This window comes from Mucilaginibacter sp. GW822-FHT03E02, assembly GCF_058801545.1.
Genome location: NZ_JBXANJ010000001.1, coordinates 3,589,428 through 3,606,895 on the forward strand (window position 1 = coordinate 3,589,428; position 17,468 = coordinate 3,606,895).

The window sequence follows — 17,468 nt, forward strand, 5'->3', positions numbered from 1 at the left end:
ATCGAAACAAAACCGCAACAGCACATCTGAAATTTGCATACCTGCACGTCTGCGGTTTCGGATGGGCAGCTGTTTTACAGCTTCTTTTGCATCGCTACAATACGAAAATGAATGAAAAAATGCTCCTCCATCTGCACATTTGCATACCTGAAATTTGCACATCTGCATATTTGCACATCTGAAATCTAAAAAAATCACGTTATTTGAACCGTGGCCAGCATGAACCCGTATCAGCAAAAAAAAAGGTGGAAGTATTTACTGCTCGCGTTTGCGACTGTTATTGCCAGCGGTTCGTTATTTTACACCAGCTACCTGGTTAAAAACATAGCCCGGTCCGAGCGTACCCGTGCACAGGTTTGGGCCATGAGCATGCGGCAGATCCTGAACTCCGACGACAATGATTTCTTAAAATACACCATTGCCGTTCGCGATAGTCTGGTGGTGCCGGCCATTGTTACCGATGCCAAAGGAGATATCCGCTTATCCCGCGGGCTGGATACCACCAAAACGTATATCGATTTGCCTTCACCAGGTAAAAAATACGACTTACAATATTTTAAGGATGAGTTGCAATACATGAAAGGGCAACATGAACCTATCAGGCTGCAAATACTGGGCGAAGAAAACTTCGTTTATTATAAAGATTCGCCACTGTTAACGCAGCTAAAAATTTTTCCATATGTACAGCTCTCTGTTATCGCGGTGTTTTTGCTGATGGCTTATACCGCGTTTAGCTCGTCGCGAAAATCGGAGCAGGACCAGGTTTGGGTGGGGTTGGCCAAAGAGACGGCCCACCAGCTGGGTACGCCCATATCATCACTAATGGCGTGGATTGAGCTGATGAAGGAGAAGTTTAACGCCGAGGACGATGTGCTGGTTGCCGAAATGGAAAACGATGTGAAGCGACTGGAAATTGTTGCCGACCGTTTCTCAAAAATCGGTTCGAAGCCCGTGTTGGAAGAGCATGGCGTTTATGCCGTAGTGAAAGATTTTGTTGATTATTTTAAAGTCCGCGTAAGCAAAAATATAACTTTTGAAATGAGTGGCAACCCTCACCTAAAAGCCGGGCTTAACGCCCCGCTATTTGATTGGGTAATTGAAAACCTGCTAAAAAACGCTGTTAACGCCATTGACGGCAAAGGCAGCATTAAAGTAGATATTAGCGGCAACAAAGTAAAAAACCAGATATTTATTGATGTAACCGATACCGGTAAAGGTATTCCCCGCTCTAAATTTGATACCGTATTTCAGCCAGGCTATACAACCCGCAAGCGCGGCTGGGGGCTGGGTCTTTCGCTCACCAAAAGGATGATAGAAAACTATCATAACGGGCAAATATTTGTAAAAGACTCGGAACTGGGCAAGGGCACAACTTTTAGAATTGTATTAAGAAACACTCGCAATGATAAGCAGACCAAACAGTGATGAATATTCACCATTTGCCGCCGGTTACGTGGGGCTGGTGCCCGATGAAAATGTGATCGAAAAGCTGGAACAGCTAATGGCATCAAGTTATACGTTGTTTAGCGGCCTGACCGAAGAACAGGGCGCCTACGCCTATGCCCCTGGTAAATGGACGGTTAAACAGGCGCTTGGGCACATGATTGATACCGAACGCACCTTTGCCTACCGCGCCATGGTTTTCTCGCGTAACCATGTTGAGTTGCCTGGCTTTGACCAGGACGTTTATGTAGCCAATACCGATGTAAGCCACATTAGTATTAAAGACCTGGCCGAAGAATTTAAAGCCACCCGGCTGTCAAATATTTACCTGATCAAGGGATTTAGTGACGATCAGCTATTGCGCGATGGCATTGCCAGCAGCAGCCGTTTTACCGTGCGGGCATTTGTATATATGCTGGCCGGGCACGAATTGCATCATTTAAATATTTTTAGGGATAGGTACGGGATTGGGTAGCTTTGCTAAGAGAGGTAAAATCAGCGAAATTTTGAAGGGAAATGACATTCAAAAATAAAAGACTGTCATGCTGAGTGGTAAAATTTCGCGAAATTCTGAAGGGGAAATGACATACAATAAGAGAACTGTCATCCTGAACGTAGTGAAGGATCTATTCGCGAACTTTCCGTCGGCGATGCATGTTGGCTAACAGATTTTTCACTTCGTTCAAGAGGTAGTTCTTCACTCCGTTCAGAATGACAGAGGGGCTATTTATAACATGTAATGGGCAGTGGAAAAATTTCGCGAAACTCTGAAGGGAGAATGACAACGATTTAATCCCCAATGTCATGCTGAACTTGTTTCAGCACCCCACATGCTAAGTGTACTTCACGCGGGTCACCTGTCCTGTGGGATCCTGAAACAAGTTCAGGATGACTTCCGTTTTTCAACTTGTCATGGGTAGGAACGAAGCATCTATTCGCGAACTTTTCTATCGGTCATGCACAGCTGATAGATCCTTCGTACCTCAGGATGACAGGAAAATTGGATATGTCATGGGTCGGTACAAAACAATCTCCACGCCTGGTAAAACTGAATAAATAGTTTAATAAATATCTAAAGAGATTGCTTCGTACCATCGCAATGACGATGGGGTTATAGGCTTCGAACCCTATCCCTCGTTCCGCTTCAAAATAAAAGCCATCAGGTCATTAATTGGCTGTTTGATGATTTTGCCGGTTTTTACACCTTGCGAATGGCAGAGTGTGGCGAGCTCGTCCTTAAAAAAGAAAGCTATCGATCCCACAAAATGGCATTTGTATTTGTGGTATTCTGGATAAGATTTGATATTGGTTTGGATAAACTCCAACAGGCCCCGTTCCAATATCTCCTGGCCATATGCAGTTGCTTTTACCTCGCTTACAAATTTTGAAAACGAGGCCAGGTAGGTATTGCCGTTGGGCTTTTGGTATACGTTTTTTATAACGATATCTTTGTTAAGATGATAGGCCCTTTCAAATCTCGAATTAATTTCGGCAGGCATGCGACCATACAAAAAATCGGTTATAAGGGTTTTACCAAACCAGGTACCTGATCCTTCATCGCCTAACACATAGCCTAAGCCGTGCTGCCCTTCAAAAATCTCCTCGCCATCAAAAAACGAGATGTTTGACCCGGTACCCATTACGCAACAAATCCCTTTTTCGTGGCCGCAGGTAGCGTATGCGCAACCCAAAAGGTCACTATCCACACATATGTATGCCTTGGGAAAATGCTGACTGATGGCATTGGAAACAATCTCGTGCCTATCGGGGCTGGAACAGCCCGCACCAAAAAAATAAATCTCTTCAATCGTGTCGCCATATGCCAGCATCGCGGGCGCCTGGTCGGCAATTATTTTGGCTATTTCTTTTTCGCCTAAAAAGTATGGGTTTAACCCTGCTGTTTTAAATGCTACCGGTTGCTGATCAGGAATGTGTAGTAACCAGTCTGTTTTTGACGATCCGCTATCGGCTACTAAAATCATGCACTAAGTTCTTCGAGGGCCTTTAAAGTTAATGGCTTATGGATAAACTGGGTAATATATTTGTTGTTTGCCGATTGTTTCATATCAACAGGGTCAAGCGACGACGAAAGCATGAATATTTTGATGTTTTTTTTATCGATATCCAGCAAATCAAACTCCCTTAAAAACTCAAAACCGCTCATAGTAGGCATGCGGATATCAAGGAAAATTACATCAGGTGTAATAATTCCAAATCGCAGGGAATCAATCGCTTCTGTTGGCGATTGGCGCACAACTATCGTTTCGGCAAAGTTACTTGCCTCCAAAACCTTGCGCGTAACAAAGTTGTCGATGTAGTTATCATCAATCAACAGACAGGTTTTGTAGGGATTGGACATGTTTTCAAATATATGTGTTTTTATATTTAAAATAAAATAATCCCGCTACTGAATATTTATACTGCTTGTTATCTGTTTTAAAGTAATTTCTGCCTGTTTTGATTGATATTGGGCAGCAAAAAAAGTTGATTGGGCAGCAAGATAATTGCGCTGCGCTTCCCGGATTTCGAGCGGCGTGATATTGCCCAGCTTATACTTTTCTAAGGATATGTCGAGATTCTTCTTAGCTATCACCACGTTTGCCTGGCCTAACGCTATCAGATCAAGGCCCGAGACGTATGAGGCATATAAACTATTTATCTGGGCTTCGATATTTAGCTGCACCTGTTTTGCGCTGATGTTGGCATTATCTATCTGGATTTTCGCGTTGCGCTCCTTGCGGGTTTGGTTAAAGCCATCAAAAATATTGATGGTTGCAGTAAGGCCGTAATTTAACCCATGCTGGTTTTGCTGCAGGGTAAAGCCCGCCGGTGTTTTATTATCGCTGAAAGTATATCCCGTTGTTACGGCCACCTGCGGATAGCGGGTTGATTTTACCTGCTTAAGGTTAATTTCGGCCAGGCGGCGGTTTATCTGGGTTGATAATATGGTTGGATTTTGCGATTGCGCGCTGCTTAAAATATTGCCCAACAACAATTTATCATCAACCACGATGGTATCGGCAACCGAAAAATCGGTTTGCAAATCGCGGATGAGGATTTGGTTAAGCTGGATTTTACTTGTTTTAAATACCTGGTATTGGGTAACCAGGTTGGCGGTGTCTGTATTTAAATTTACCTGGGCGTTTAACACATCAAGCTTTGAGGCGCGACCAACATGAAATTTATCATTGGCATAGCGCAGCTGCGTGCGCGAAATTTCTATCGCGCCTTTCAGGGCCTTTATCTGCTCGTTTTGGCTGATGAGGTCATAATAAGTAGTGATCACATTGGCTACCGTTCGCTGGATGGTATCCTGCAAGCGCAGCGAACCCAGCTGGTCAAGTTGCTTTAACTGGTCATAAGTGGCAAACATGTTAAAGCCGTCAAAAATTGTCCAGTTAAGGGCAACGCCGTAATTAATGCCGGTGTTGGGGGCATTATGGATATTATTAACCGAGCCATCTGAACGGGTTTGTTTGGTTGTTAAGCGGCTGTTGGTTGATGCAAAATTACCGTTAACCTTTGGCAAAACGCCGGCGTTGCCAAGCGTAACATTATTAGCCGCAATGGTTTTGTTATTTTGCGAAAGCTTGATGTTATAGTTGTTTTTTAAAGCTATTTCTACCGCATCTTTTAACGTAAGCAGCGGGGCTTCCTGCGCCCAGGTATGCATCCGCAGCAGGGTGCAGCAAAAAAGCAGGAAGGCTGTTTTTTTAATGATCATATCGGTTAAAGATTTTCAATCAATTTTATTTCTTTTTTTTCTGGCTCTGTTTCTTCTTCAGGCTCTTCTTCGGGGTCGCGGCGGGTTTTTGATGCGAAGATCACATACATCAACGGGATAATATAAAGTGTTAATACTAACGAGAACAGCATACCGCCCATAATAACAATACCCAACGATACCCTGCTTTTTGCCCCTGAGCCCAATGCGAAGGCGATAGGCACCGAGCCTAATACAACGGCCAAACTGGTCATAAGTATTGGGCGCAGGCGCGCTGTCGCGGCTTCAATAGCGGCTTCGTATTTGGCCACACCATGTTCCATGCGCTGATTGGCAAACTCCACAATAAGAATCCCGTTTTTGGTTACCAGCCCCACCAGGGTGATGATACCTATTTCGCTGAAAATATTCAATGTTTGATTAAACAGCCACAACGATAAAAATGCACCCGAAATAGCCAGCGGTACGGTGAGCATCACGATGAAGGGATCCATAAAGCTTTCAAACTGGGCTGCCAAAACCAGGTATATCAGCAAAAGGGCAAAGCCAAAGGCAAATAAGATATTTGATGATCCTTCGGCATAATCCCGCGATGGGCCGCTAAGGGCGGTGCTAAATGTTTCATCAAGCAGGCTTTTGGAGATGCGGTCCATCTCGGCAATACCATCGCCAACTGTTTTGCCCGGGGCTAAGCCAGCCTGAATTGTTGCCGATTTATAACGGTTAAAGTGATAAATAGCCGGCGGCGTGGCCCCTTCGGTGGTTTTAACCACGTTATCTAATTGCACCAGGTTCCCTTTGGTACTGCGCACGTATACCGATCTCAAATCAAGCGGCTGATCGCGGTTGGCCCTGTCAACCTGGGCTATTACCTGGTACTGCTTCCCGTTTATCAGGAAGTAATCCAAACGTCCGGCGCTATAATACAATTGCAGTGTTTGGGCTATGTCATCTACAGAAACACCCAAATCACGTGCCCTGTCGCGATCTGTTACCACCCTTAATTCGGGCTTGGTAAATTTAAGGTTCACATCCGTTCCCTGGAAAACGGGGCTGCGGGAAACTTCGGCAAAAAACCGTGGCAGTACTTTTCTTATCTTTTCAAAATCCTGGTTTTGTATAACATACTGTACCGGCAATGATGTACGCGCGCCGCTGCCGCCACCGCTTATGGTTTGCTCCTGCACAACAATGGCACGGGCATCGGGCATTTTGCTCAGCTTTTTGTTCATCCAGTCGGCAAGTTGCTGCTGGGTACGCGTACGCTCGTCGGGGGCAACCAAACCAACACGGCCGAAACCTGTATTTGCTGCGCCTCCGCCTCCAAATGACGGCGAAACGATCTCGAGGTTAATATTGGCTTCCGGGATAGAATCGGCCACCATGTTAGATACCTTGTCCATATACCGGGTCATGTACTCGTATGTCGCGCCTTCAGATCCGGTTACGCTGTAACGCAATAAGCTTCTGTCGTCAAGCGGGGCCAGTTCAGATGGAATAACTTTAACCAGTATCCCTATAATAAGCAACGATACCGCCAGGATCACAAACGAAACCCAGCGTACTTTCATAAACTTAACCAGCGTTTCGGTGTACGACGTGGTCATGTTCACAAAAAACGGTTCGGTTCGCTCGTAAAACTTCGATTTTTTATTGTTCTTACGGATCAGCTTCACGTTCAGCATCGGGGTTAACGATAACGACACAAAGGCCGATATTAAAACCGCCCCGGCCACCACCACCGCAAACTCGCGGAACAACCTGCCGGTAAATCCCTGTAAAAATACAATGGGTAAAAACACTGCCGCCAGGGTAACCGAAGTTGATACTACAGCGAAGAAGATCTCGGCAGATCCTTCAAAGGCTGCCTTGCGGATGGCCATGCCTGCTTCTACTTTTTTGTAGATGTTTTCTGTTACCACAATACCATCATCAACCACCAGCCCTGTTGCCAGTACAATACCCAGGAGGGTTAAAATATTGATTGAAAAGCCAAACACATACATGATGAAAAAGGCACCGATTAATGATACCGGGATATCTATCAGCGGGCGGAAGGCAATAAGCCAATCGCGGAAAAACAGGTAAATAATAATAACCACCAGCACAAAGGAAATAATTAAGGTTTCCTGCACCTCGGTTATAGACTGATTAATAAACCGCGTATTATCTAAAGCCACCTTTACCTTAATATCAGGGGGTAAATCTTTCTGAATCTGTTTTAAACGGGCATAAAAATCTTTGGCTATTTGCACATAGTTGGCTCCCGGCTGTGGTACAATGGCCAGGCCCACCATGGGTACGCCCGATTCCTTAAATATGGTTTCCTCATTAGCCGATCCTAAAACCGCGTAGCCAATATCGCTCAGGTGTATAACCCGGCTGCTATCGGCACGGATGATGAGGTTGTTAAAATCTTTTTCGGTTGATAGTTTACCCAGCGCCCTGATGGTTACTTCGGTGTTATTTCCCTCAATTTTACCTGCAGGCAGCTCCACGTTTTCTTTGGCCAGTGCAGCACCAATATCGGTAGCCGTAAGGCCAAGGGCCGACAGTTTGTTAGGGTCTATCCATAAGCGCATGGCGTACTGGCGCTGGCCCTGTATATTAATAGTACTTACACCAGGTATAGTTTGCAAACCCTCCTGCAATACGTTTTCGGCGTAATCATCCAACTGGGTAATGTTACGCTTGTCGCTGCTCACGGTAAGGGTGATGATCTGGTCGGCGCTGGCATCGGCTTTGGTTACTACCGGCGGGGCATTAATATCCTGTGGCAACTGGCGCTGTGCCTGCGATACTTTATCGCGCACATCATTAGCCGCCGTTTCCAAATCGGCATCAAGGTCAAACTCTACCGTGATATTGCTTGATCCAACCGAGCTTGTTGATGATATATTACGGATACCCGGCACACCATTAATTGATTTTTCCAACGGCTCGGTTATCTGCGATTCTATTACATCGGCATTAGCTCCCGAGTAACTGGTAGATACCGAAATAATTGGCGGATCGACTGAAGGGAAATCCCTCACCCCTAAAAATTTATAGCCGATAATACCAAACACAACAATAACTACCGACATTACTGTTGCCAAAACCGGCCTTTTTATACTTACTGAGGATAAACTCATGGCGTTACTTTATTACTTTAATAATTTTTAAAGGAACTTTCGCCCTCATTTGTATCAAGCCCGAAACCACTACGCTGTCGCCGGGCTTTAAACCATCTATCACCTGAATTTTGGTATCTGTACGCAAATCTGTTTTTACCGGACGGGCAACAGCAATCCCGTTGTGGGCAACGTAAACAATGCTGCTTTTCAGATCGGGGATAACAGCCTCTGTTGGTAACAGGATAGTTTTGGGGATCTGGTCGAGCGTTAAATTAATTTTGGCAAAACTGCCTGCGGTTAACAAGCCTTTGGGATTTGGCGCTTTGGCACGCACAGTTATAGTGCGCGAATTAACATCTATAGACGGCTCAATGGCGTAAACCGTTCCCGTAAAGTTTTCCCTTGAACTTTCGGTATTAAACCTGATTTTGCTGCCTACGCCAAGTATAGTCAGGTATCGCTCCGGAACCGAGAAGGTGATTTTTGCAGGGTCGATATTTACCAGCTGCGCAATAGGCGATGCCGGCGACAGATAACTGCCGGGGCTCACATTACGCAACCCAATGGTGCCCGAAAACGGCGCCCTGATTTCGGTGCGGGATATTTGTGCCTTAATTACATCGGCAGCCGCTTTTAACGAGTTTAGCGAGGTTAACGAAGTATCATATTCTTCCTGGCTTATGGCTTCCTTTTGCAGCAATACCTTATTACGATACTCCACCTGTTTGGCCAGCGTTACCTGGTATTGGTTTTGGGCCAATGATGCTTCCAAATCCTGGTTATATACCTTAACCAGCAGCTGCCCTTTTTGCACCTTACTGCCTTCGTTAAAATAAATCCTGGTGATGTTACCCGCTGTCTGGCTTACCAGGCTCACTTTTTCATTAGCATCAATACTGCCTGTTACATCAATAATATTGTTTACGGCGGTATCTTTCACAATCATTATGTTAACGTTTACAGGACCGTTCTTTTTCTTGCCGCTTTTGCCGCCGGCTTGTGCTGCCGCGCTTTCTTTGGCGTTTTTGCTAAAAAACTTGTTGTAAACTAAATAAGCAACCAGTAGGGCCAGTGCCGTGTAAATGATATATTTTGTTTTCATATTTAATCAACAATCATTTTGTGATCTTTAAATTGGGATGGGTTGTAAAGGGCTTTATGTTTACCTGCATTTTTTGCAGTACATTTTCAAATATTTTCATTTCATGCGCCGAAATTCCTTTAGTGATATCGGCGTTGATATGCTCAAATGTTTCTACAATCTGCGGCACGGCCAGCTTTGCCTTTTCGGTAACCCTCAACAAATGCTCGCGGCGGTCGTTAGGATTGCTTTCGCGGTAAACAAACCCTTTTGCGGTAAGCATATTAATAATACTTACCATTGCCGATTTGTCTTTATCCAGTATTTGCGCCAGCGCATTCTGTGTAAGCTGCCCGTCGTGGTAGTAAATAAGCGACAGAATAAAATGGTACCTGGTAACATCCAGGTGGGCGGTATGCTTTGCCAGTACACTCAGGTATAACTTACCTAAACGTATCAGTTTCCGGGATATGGGTTCTATCAGCTGCATTTTAAATAAGCGGCAGCAAACATAATGACCCACAAGGTTAATTAGTTGCATGTATCAACCATTTTACACGTGTAAACAAGGCCGGTATTTTTAAAAAATATAATTTTTATAACTTGCACGCATGAAACCAATTAAGCTGACCGCGACTGTATCATTAATTTTACTTTTTATGAATGTAAACGCCAGCAAGGCGCAACCCACGTCGAATATATCGTACACTGTTTCCTTCCCCGAAGCCCAGGCCCATTATGCCGAAATAGAGATGAATATCACCGGGCTTAAGCAAAACACGCTCGATCTTAAAATGCCTGTCTGGACACCCGGATCATACCTGGTTAGGGAGTTTGCCAAAAACATCGAAGCTTTTAGTGCATCCATCAACGGCAAAATAGTAGCCTCGCCCAAAATCAATAAAAACACCTGGCGCATTGCTGCAAAAGGAGTGGCCGCAGTTACCATCAAATACCGCGTTTATGCCAATGAGGTGTCGGTACGTACCAGCTATATTGATGTAACACATGCTTTCCTGTCAACATCCGGGATATTTATTTATCCTGCTAATATGCTGCACTCGCCGGCAACTATCACCATTACGCCATATAAAGACTGGGCTAAAGTTTCAACCAGTTTGGAGATGGTTAACGGCAACCCTTTTGTACGCCACTCGCCCAATTTTGATATTTTGTTTGATTCGCCTATCGAAGTGGGAAACCAGGACATTTTTGGCTTTGATGTTGACGGTGTTAAGTACGAAGTATGTATGTACGGTGGCGGCAACTACGATAAGGAGCGCATTAAAAAAGACATGCATGCCATTATTCAGCAGGAAGCGGCCATATTTGGCGAAAACCCCAATAAACATTACACGTTTATTATCCATAACCATTTGCGTGGCGGAGGCGGGATAGAGCATCTTGGCTCTACTGTTTTGGGCATTGGCCGCGATAATTATGGCAGCGAAAAAGGCTACCAGGGTTTCCTGGGCCTGGTCGCGCATGAGCACTTTCACCTTTGGAACGTGAAGCGTTTGCGACCTATTGTTTTAGGCCCCTTTGATTACGATAACGAAAATTATACCACCAATCTTTGGATCGCCGAAGGTTTCACCGAATATTACCAGGAGATAGCTGTTCGTCGCACCAATCTTTATCCGCCCGAAAACTACCTGGAGCAGATAGCCAACGAGTTTAACGTGTTAGAAAACCTGCCGGGCAAAAACGTACAAACCGTAGCCGAATCGAGCTTTGATGCCTGGATAAAAGGTTATCGCCCCAACGAAAACTCAAACAATACCACTATTTCTTATTACACCAAGGGCGCTATAATTGGCATGATGCTGGATTTGGAGATCATCAACAACTCGGCCCAAAAACACAATCTTGACGATGTAATGAAGTACATGTATGTAACCTATTACAAAACCAAAAAACGTGGCTATACCGATGCTGAGTTTAAAAAAGGATTTGAACTGTTTGCAGGCAAAAAGCTGGATGATTTTTATAAAAAATACATAAACGGCCTTGAGCCTGTCGACTACAACAAATACCTGGGCTATGCCGGCTACAAAATAGTTGATGAACTGGCCGATAACAACGATGCCGCCCTGGGTATTACCACCGGCACTACCGCAGCCAAAAAAGTAATGGTCACCAGCGTAACCCGCGGCACCGCGGCCTATATAGATGGCATTAACGTTGGCGACGAAATAACAGCCATTGACGGCAACCCCATATCCGATGGCTCCAACCTGATAACCGGCAAAAACCCCGGCGATAAAATACAGGCAACCGTTAACCGCGACGGGCAATCTGTTACCTTACCCATAACGCTGTTGAAAAGCAACAGGGTAAAATATAAAATAGTATCTGTTGACAGCCCATCGGCACAGCAGCTGGCCGTGCGCGCGAAGTGGCTGAGTTTGTAATTACGCCATTTAGATTATTGAAAGCCCCGGGATATCGGGGCTTTTTTGTGATATCCCTGAATGGTATTTACATATTAATTTAACTAAATTTGTTTATGGAAACAATTGTTGTGCATCCCGAAAACAAAGAACAATCTGCAGCAATCAAGGCGTTTTTAAAGGCCCTCAAAATTAATTTTGAGAAACATGATAAAGACACTTACAATCCCGCTTTTGTAGAACAAGTACTGGAAGGTGTAGCTGCAAGAAAAGCCGGAAAAAAGGGTGTTAGGATCGATACCGATAATCTATGGAAATAGATTTATATGAAAAAGCCGTCCGGACTTCGAATATTGGAAAAAGTCCGGCAACAAAGCTGTTCAGAAAAAGATTCAACAGATATTGGATGACATGAAAGCTCATCCTTTTGAGGGTATCGGAAAACCAGAGCCCCTTAAATATAAGCTAACCGGCAGATGGTCGAGACGCATAAATTCTGAACATCGAATAATATACGATGTGGTGGATGAAATTATAAATATATATTCTCTTCGTGGTCATTACGAATAAGCAGGGTCTTTTCTTACCCGGACGGTTCCTGCTCGAGCCTGTTATTTGATAGTAGGTTTACCGGCAGCACTTATAAACTCATTCATTTTTATTTTTTAGATAGAAGTTGTAGTTAAAAATATGCTTATTAACGCTTAAGTTATATTTTTATACCCTATGCCATCACCCGCCGCATTAAAAAAGATAAGGCCTATACAGCTTATTGCTGTTATCTTCTTTACCGTATCCGGTGGGCCTTACGGCCTGGAGCCCTTGTTAAGCTATGCCGGCGATCATGCCGCATTGATTATCCTGTTAATTACGCCGCTTTTGTGGGATGTGCCTGCCATATTAACTGTATTGGAATTAAACAGCATGATGCCCGTAAACGGCGGCTACTATAAATGGGTAAAACACGCCCTTGGCACCCGCTGGGGTTTTTATGAAGGCTGGTGGACCTGGCTTTATACATTTGTAGACCTGGCCATTTACCCCGTACTGTTTGTAATGTATGCCTCCTTTTTTTATCCCGAACTGGCTCAATATAAAATACAGGTTTGCTTACTCGTCATCTGGGCGTCGGCGGGCTTAAACATTTTGGGCATTGTACCGGTGGGTAAAGCAAGCTTGTTTTTAAGCGCAGTTGTATTAGCGCCGGTGGTTATTGTAATTGTGCTGGCCATTCATCACCATACCGGGCCGTTAACGCTGCCTGCTCCTTCTTTCAAAGGCCTTACTTTTCCATCATTCGGGATGGCTTTGTATGCGGTGATGTGGAATTGCCTGGGTTGGGACAACGTAACAACCTATGCCGAGGAAGTAGAGCAGCCCATACGCTCCTATATCCTATCTATAATGATTGCATTTACGCTGGTTATCGTCGTCTACTTTTTCATAACCTGGGTAGCCCAGCAATCGGGCATCGACCATACCAGATTTACCGACGAAGGGATGCCTGCCCTGGGCGTGTTGATAGCCGGGCATTGGCTTGGCGTTGTGGTTGCCGTAGGTGGTATGGCGAGTTCCTTAGGTATTTATGCTGCCGTGCTGTTATCTGTTTCGAGGGTGCCGCACGTAATGGCCCAGGATAAGTTGCTGCCCGCAGGAATCAATCGTTTACATAAACGGTTTAACACGCCCTTTGTATCCATCATTATTTGCTCGCTGGTGGTGAGCTTTATGATATTATGGAAACTGGGCGAATTGTTTATTATCGACGTAACCGTGTATGGGGCAGGCCTTTCGTTAGAGTATATTTCGCTGGTAAAACTGCGCATAACAGAACCCGACAGGGCAAGGCCATTCAAGATACCCCTGGGTGTGCCGGGGCTTTGTATCCTTTTAATGCTACCCGTTTTGGTATATGTAATAGCCCTGGCCGGAACGTTTTCTTCAGAGGGCGATGCGGTAAAGGCTTCTGTATTCGCCATCATAGCCCTGCTTAGCGCCGAGGTTGCCTGGCAGCGCATTGCTTTTTTTGCCTGGCTAAAACGATGGTATAGAAGAAACCGGTAGAAAAAGCCCAGGGGCCTTTTTGCTTTGTAAAGACGTCATTAAGCCATAGGGGCCTGCTTTTATAATCAGGCCCAATTAATTACATTTGAAAAAACACCATCCATATGAATATTAAACAATTTTGTTTTTTATTATTATCCGGCGCCGTTGTATTTACGGGCTGTAAACACGATAAAAAAACGGAAGAGGCGGCCAAGGCCATCAGCCCCGAAGAAATCAAAGAAAAAATAGCGGTATTGGCAGCCGATTCGATGATGGGCCGCAAGCCTTTTACCGCCGGGGAGAACAAAGCCATCGCCTACATCTCATCTGAGTTTAAAAAAGCCGGGTTAGAGCCGGGAAATAATGGCAGCTATTACCAGGATGTTCCTATGGTTGAGGTTACCAGCACGCCATCGCCAACCATGGAGATTAGCGGAGGCAAATCGCCGTTAAGCCTGCATGTTACCAGCGATTTTGTAGCTTTCACCCGCCGCGAGGTGGCTACTGTTGAGCTTAAAAACTCTCCTTTGGTTTTTGCAGGATATGGTGTTGTAGCGCCTGAATATCATTGGAATGACTACGCAGGGCTTGATGTAAAAGGCAAAACGGTAGTGGTGCTGGTAAATGATCCGGGCTTTAAATCGGGGCGCAAGGATTTGTTTAAGGGCGATACCATGACCTATTATGGCCGCTGGACCTATAAATTTGAAGAAGCCGCCCGCCAGGGCGCAGCCGGGGTTATCATTGTGCACCAAACAGCGCCGGCAAGCTATGGCTGGAACGTTGTTTCAAACAGCAACTCGGGGGCAAAACTTTACCTGACACAACCCGACAAGCACATGAACCGCTGTAAGGTTGAAGGCTGGATTACCGAAGATGCCGCCAAAAAACTTTTCGCAGATGCCGGCATCAACGAAGATCTTCGCGCCATTGCCCGCGATAAAAATTTTAAGGCTATTCCGCTTAACAGGGCTGTTAACTTAACCGTTAACACCAAACTAAAATATTCTACATCTCATAACGTCATTGGCATTTTGAAAGGCAGCGCCAGGCCCACCGAATGCGTGTTGTATACCGCCCATTGGGATCATTTGGGAATTGGCAAACCTAACGCGAAGGGAGATAGCATTTACAACGGGGCAATTGATAATGCCGATGGCGTGGCCTCAATTATCGGCATAGCCAACGCGTTTAAAAAAGCAACGGCAAAGCCGCAGCGTTCCATTGTGTTTTTAGCGGTTACTGGCGAAGAACAGGGCTTATTAGGATCTGAGTATTATGCAACGCACCCTATTTATCCCCTAAACAAAACCGTTGCCGATTTAAACATCGACGCCGTTGGCGATTATGGCGAAACCAAAGACATTGCCATAACCGGCAAAGGGCAAAATGAACTGGAAGATTATGTTGGTGCTATTGCACAACAGGACGGCCTTACCACGGTTGGCGACCGTACGCCCGGCTCTGGAAGCTATTACCGGTCAGATCATTTCAATTTTGCCAAACTGGGTGTACCTGCACTTGATATTAATATAGGTAGCATCAGCAAGTTACATGGTGGCACCTATGGTGCCGATAAAGAAAAAGATTATAACGAAAACCGCTATCATCAGCAGGCCGATAATTACACGCCGGATATGGACGCAACAGGCATGGCCCAGATTGCCGATATTCTTTTCAGGATAGGTACCAAACTGGGTAATGAAAGCACCTTCCCTGGCTGGAAGCCTGGTTCGGAGTTTAAAGCGATAAGAGATAAAACTATGGCTAAATAAGCTTGAAAGGCTTAAAGCAACATAAAATGGCCGGGCGCAATAGCATCCGGCCATTTTATATTTATAAGGCAACTCTTGGCCTGTTAAACCAAACGGACGCGCCCTTTGAAAAAAGCATGACGGTAGCCGCAATTTCCATAGCAGTTTCTGCTAAAAACAAACTCATTACAACCGGAGTTAATTGAAGTTCAGGCTTTTTGCCGATGACAACTACTGCGGCCCATGTAAACGACGTAACATTTATAACTGTAAATACCAGCACCACAATCCGCGCCCATTTACGGCCTTCTCCTGTAGCAAAAACAATATAACCGGCAAAAAGCAGGTGCATTATAAATTCGATAGGGCGCAAGCCTTCAAGCCAGTTATTTACCATTTGAATTACAAAGGCTACATAAAGCAGCCCAACGCCCCTTCTAACCCATAAAGGAACTTCCCCTTCAGGGTGTCGGTTTAAATAAAACAAATCTAAAAGTCGGCCCAACATTTATTCTGCTTTTTTAAACGCGTTCCAACCTTGCGCCTTTAGTGGGTGCGAATTTCCTGATGTGGTGATCAGGTTACACCCGGCAGAAGCCTCGGTAATGTGCCCGATAATGGTGATATCCATTTTAAACTTTATCTTATCGTAGTCTGTTTGTTTTACGGTGAACAACAGTTCATAATCTTCGCCGCCGCTTAAAGCGCAAACGGTAGGGTCAAGGTTAAACTCGCGGGCTGTTTCGTAAGTCATCGGGTCAAGCGGGATCTTTTCTTCGTATAAATTGCAGCCTTTGTCGCTTTGTTTGCAAATGTGCAGTATTTCGGAGGCAAGGCCGTCAGATACATCTATCATTGCCGTAGGTTTTACCTCGATGCTTTTAAGCAGTTCCACTATATCACGGCGCGCTTCCGGTTTTAGCTGGCGCTCCACGATGTAATCTTTACCTTCCAGGTCGGGCTGAATATTGGGGTTTTCCAAATAAATCAGCTTTTCGCGCTCCAGCAATTGCAGGCCGATGTAAGCACCGCCCAAATCTCCGGATACGCAAATCAAATCACCTTCCCCTGCCCCGTTACGGTAAACAACATCAGCTTCGTCGGCATAACCTATTGATGTTACGCTGATTACCAGCCCTTGTTTTGATGATGTGGTATCGCCCCCAACCAGGTCGACATTATATTTCTCGCAGGCTATGTAAATGCCTTCGTACAGTTCTTCAATGGCTTCCAACGGAAATTTGCTCGACATACCGATAGACACTGTAACCTGCGAAGCTGTGCCATTCATGGCGTAAATATCGCTCAGGTTAACCTGTATTGCCTTGTAGCCCAAATGTTTTAAGGGTGTGTAAGCCAAATCAAAATGAATGCCCTCCAGCAGCATGTCTGTGCTTACCAGCACTTTTTTACCTGTAAAATCAAGCACAGCGGCATCATCCCCTACTCCCTTATTGGTACTTGGCTGTGTTAGCTTTATATTTTTGGTTAAATGGCTTATCAGGCCAAATTCGCCTAATTCTTCCAGATTTGTTCTTTCCTGATTTTCAAACATATTTTTTGTAATTACACCGGCATCTTGCCATCAATCAGCAAAAATACAATTATTCCCATTAGGTAAAGCGATAGAAGGTAAGGGTTTCAGGGCAAACGCATCTAAATTGGGTTAACATAACTTAACACATTTCAAGTAAAATTCTATATAAATATTTGATAATAAACATTTTAACTTTTTTGCAAGGTTAACATTAAACTGATGTCTTATCCAATTTAAGCGTATACAAATATTCGCGCCTGTTGTTGGTTAAAACAGGTGCCCAATGGACATGGATCCTTTAATCAGAATCAGGGTATAACGCAAGTTATCGTTTGATGCTTATATTTTCTTCACCTCCTAAGCTTATCCCGTTA

Annotated in this window: 14 protein-coding genes and 1 pseudogene; 7 read left to right on the forward strand and 8 right to left on the reverse strand. The window is 44.7% G+C overall.

The features are described from left to right. Nucleotides 1–219: 219 nt before the first annotated feature. Both AC1RM2_RS14900 and AC1RM2_RS14905 read left to right on the forward strand, forming a co-directional pair. Nucleotides 220–1,425, forward strand: coding sequence for a sensor histidine kinase (locus tag AC1RM2_RS14900; protein WP_492985955.1), 1,206 nt, complete (start codon nt 220–222; stop codon nt 1,423–1,425). Then, nucleotides 1,403–1,918 (forward strand): DinB family protein, encoded by a 516-nt coding sequence (locus tag AC1RM2_RS14905; RefSeq protein WP_492985957.1) that lies wholly within the window; start codon nt 1,403–1,405, stop codon nt 1,916–1,918. Before AC1RM2_RS14900 ends, AC1RM2_RS14905 begins: the two co-directional genes overlap by 23 nt. A gap of 652 nt (nt 1,919–2,570) precedes the next feature. Here AC1RM2_RS14905 and AC1RM2_RS14910 read toward each other — a convergent pair. The 6 genes from AC1RM2_RS14910 to AC1RM2_RS14935 are packed head-to-tail and all read right to left on the reverse strand — an operon-like array spanning nt 2,571 to nt 9,854. Then, the gene (locus tag AC1RM2_RS14910; protein WP_492985959.1) at nt 2,571–3,425 is read right to left on the reverse strand and encodes an N-acetylglucosamine kinase; all 855 of its coding nucleotides are present in this window, start codon (nt 3,423–3,425) and stop codon (nt 2,571–2,573) included. Then, complete coding sequence (locus tag AC1RM2_RS14915) at nt 3,422–3,802, reverse strand: response regulator (protein ID WP_477355291.1); 381 nt, start codon at nt 3,800–3,802, stop codon at nt 3,422–3,424. The genes AC1RM2_RS14910 and AC1RM2_RS14915 overlap by 4 nt, the downstream gene beginning before the upstream one ends. A 45-nt stretch (nt 3,803–3,847) precedes the next feature. Further along, entirely contained in the window at nt 3,848–5,167 is a 1,320-nt protein-coding gene (locus AC1RM2_RS14920; protein WP_492985961.1) for a TolC family protein, read from the reverse strand. Between the two features lie 5 nt (nt 5,168–5,172). Next, complete coding sequence (locus AC1RM2_RS14925; RefSeq protein WP_492985962.1) at nt 5,173–8,301, reverse strand: efflux RND transporter permease subunit; 3,129 nt, start codon at nt 8,299–8,301, stop codon at nt 5,173–5,175. Between the two features lie 4 nt (nt 8,302–8,305). Then, the gene (locus AC1RM2_RS14930; protein WP_492985964.1) at nt 8,306–9,385 is read right to left on the reverse strand and encodes an efflux RND transporter periplasmic adaptor subunit; all 1,080 of its coding nucleotides are present in this window, start codon (nt 9,383–9,385) and stop codon (nt 8,306–8,308) included. Nucleotides 9,386–9,398: 13 nt separating this feature from the next. Then, complete coding sequence (locus AC1RM2_RS14935; RefSeq protein ID WP_492985966.1) at nt 9,399–9,854, reverse strand: MarR family winged helix-turn-helix transcriptional regulator; 456 nt, start codon at nt 9,852–9,854, stop codon at nt 9,399–9,401. Between the two features lie 121 nt (nt 9,855–9,975). Here AC1RM2_RS14935 and AC1RM2_RS14940 point away from each other — a divergent pair, with 121 nt between their 5' ends. The 5 genes and pseudogenes from AC1RM2_RS14940 to AC1RM2_RS14960 all read left to right on the forward strand — a co-directional run bounded on the left by AC1RM2_RS14940 (nt 9,976) and on the right by AC1RM2_RS14960 (nt 15,578). Next, nucleotides 9,976–11,778, forward strand: coding sequence for a M61 family metallopeptidase (locus tag AC1RM2_RS14940; RefSeq protein WP_492985967.1), 1,803 nt, complete (start codon nt 9,976–9,978; stop codon nt 11,776–11,778). A gap of 95 nt (nt 11,779–11,873) precedes the next feature. Beyond that, the gene (locus AC1RM2_RS14945; protein WP_477445977.1) at nt 11,874–12,077 is read left to right on the forward strand and encodes a DUF2683 family protein; all 204 of its coding nucleotides are present in this window, start codon (nt 11,874–11,876) and stop codon (nt 12,075–12,077) included. Between the two features lie 28 nt (nt 12,078–12,105). Further along, a pseudogene (locus AC1RM2_RS14950) lies at nt 12,106–12,327 on the forward strand (Txe/YoeB family addiction module toxin); the annotation flags it as partial. Between the two features lie 156 nt (nt 12,328–12,483). Next, a complete protein-coding gene (locus AC1RM2_RS14955) occupies nt 12,484–13,821 on the forward strand; it encodes an APC family permease (RefSeq protein ID WP_492985968.1) in 1,338 nt (445 codons plus the stop codon). 104 nt (nt 13,822–13,925) lie between these two features. Next, nucleotides 13,926–15,578, forward strand: coding sequence for a M28 family metallopeptidase (locus AC1RM2_RS14960; RefSeq protein ID WP_492985970.1), 1,653 nt, complete (start codon nt 13,926–13,928; stop codon nt 15,576–15,578). 61 nt (nt 15,579–15,639) lie between these two features. Here AC1RM2_RS14960 and AC1RM2_RS14965 read toward each other — a convergent pair whose 3' ends face one another. Both AC1RM2_RS14965 and thiL read right to left on the reverse strand, forming a co-directional pair. Beyond that, entirely contained in the window at nt 15,640–15,954 is a 315-nt protein-coding gene (locus tag AC1RM2_RS14965) for a hypothetical protein (protein ID WP_492985971.1), read from the reverse strand. Between the two features lie 111 nt (nt 15,955–16,065). Further along, a complete protein-coding gene (gene thiL / locus AC1RM2_RS14970; RefSeq protein WP_492985973.1) occupies nt 16,066–17,112 on the reverse strand; it encodes a thiamine-phosphate kinase in 1,047 nt (348 codons plus the stop codon). Between the last annotated feature and the right edge of the window lie 356 nt (nt 17,113–17,468).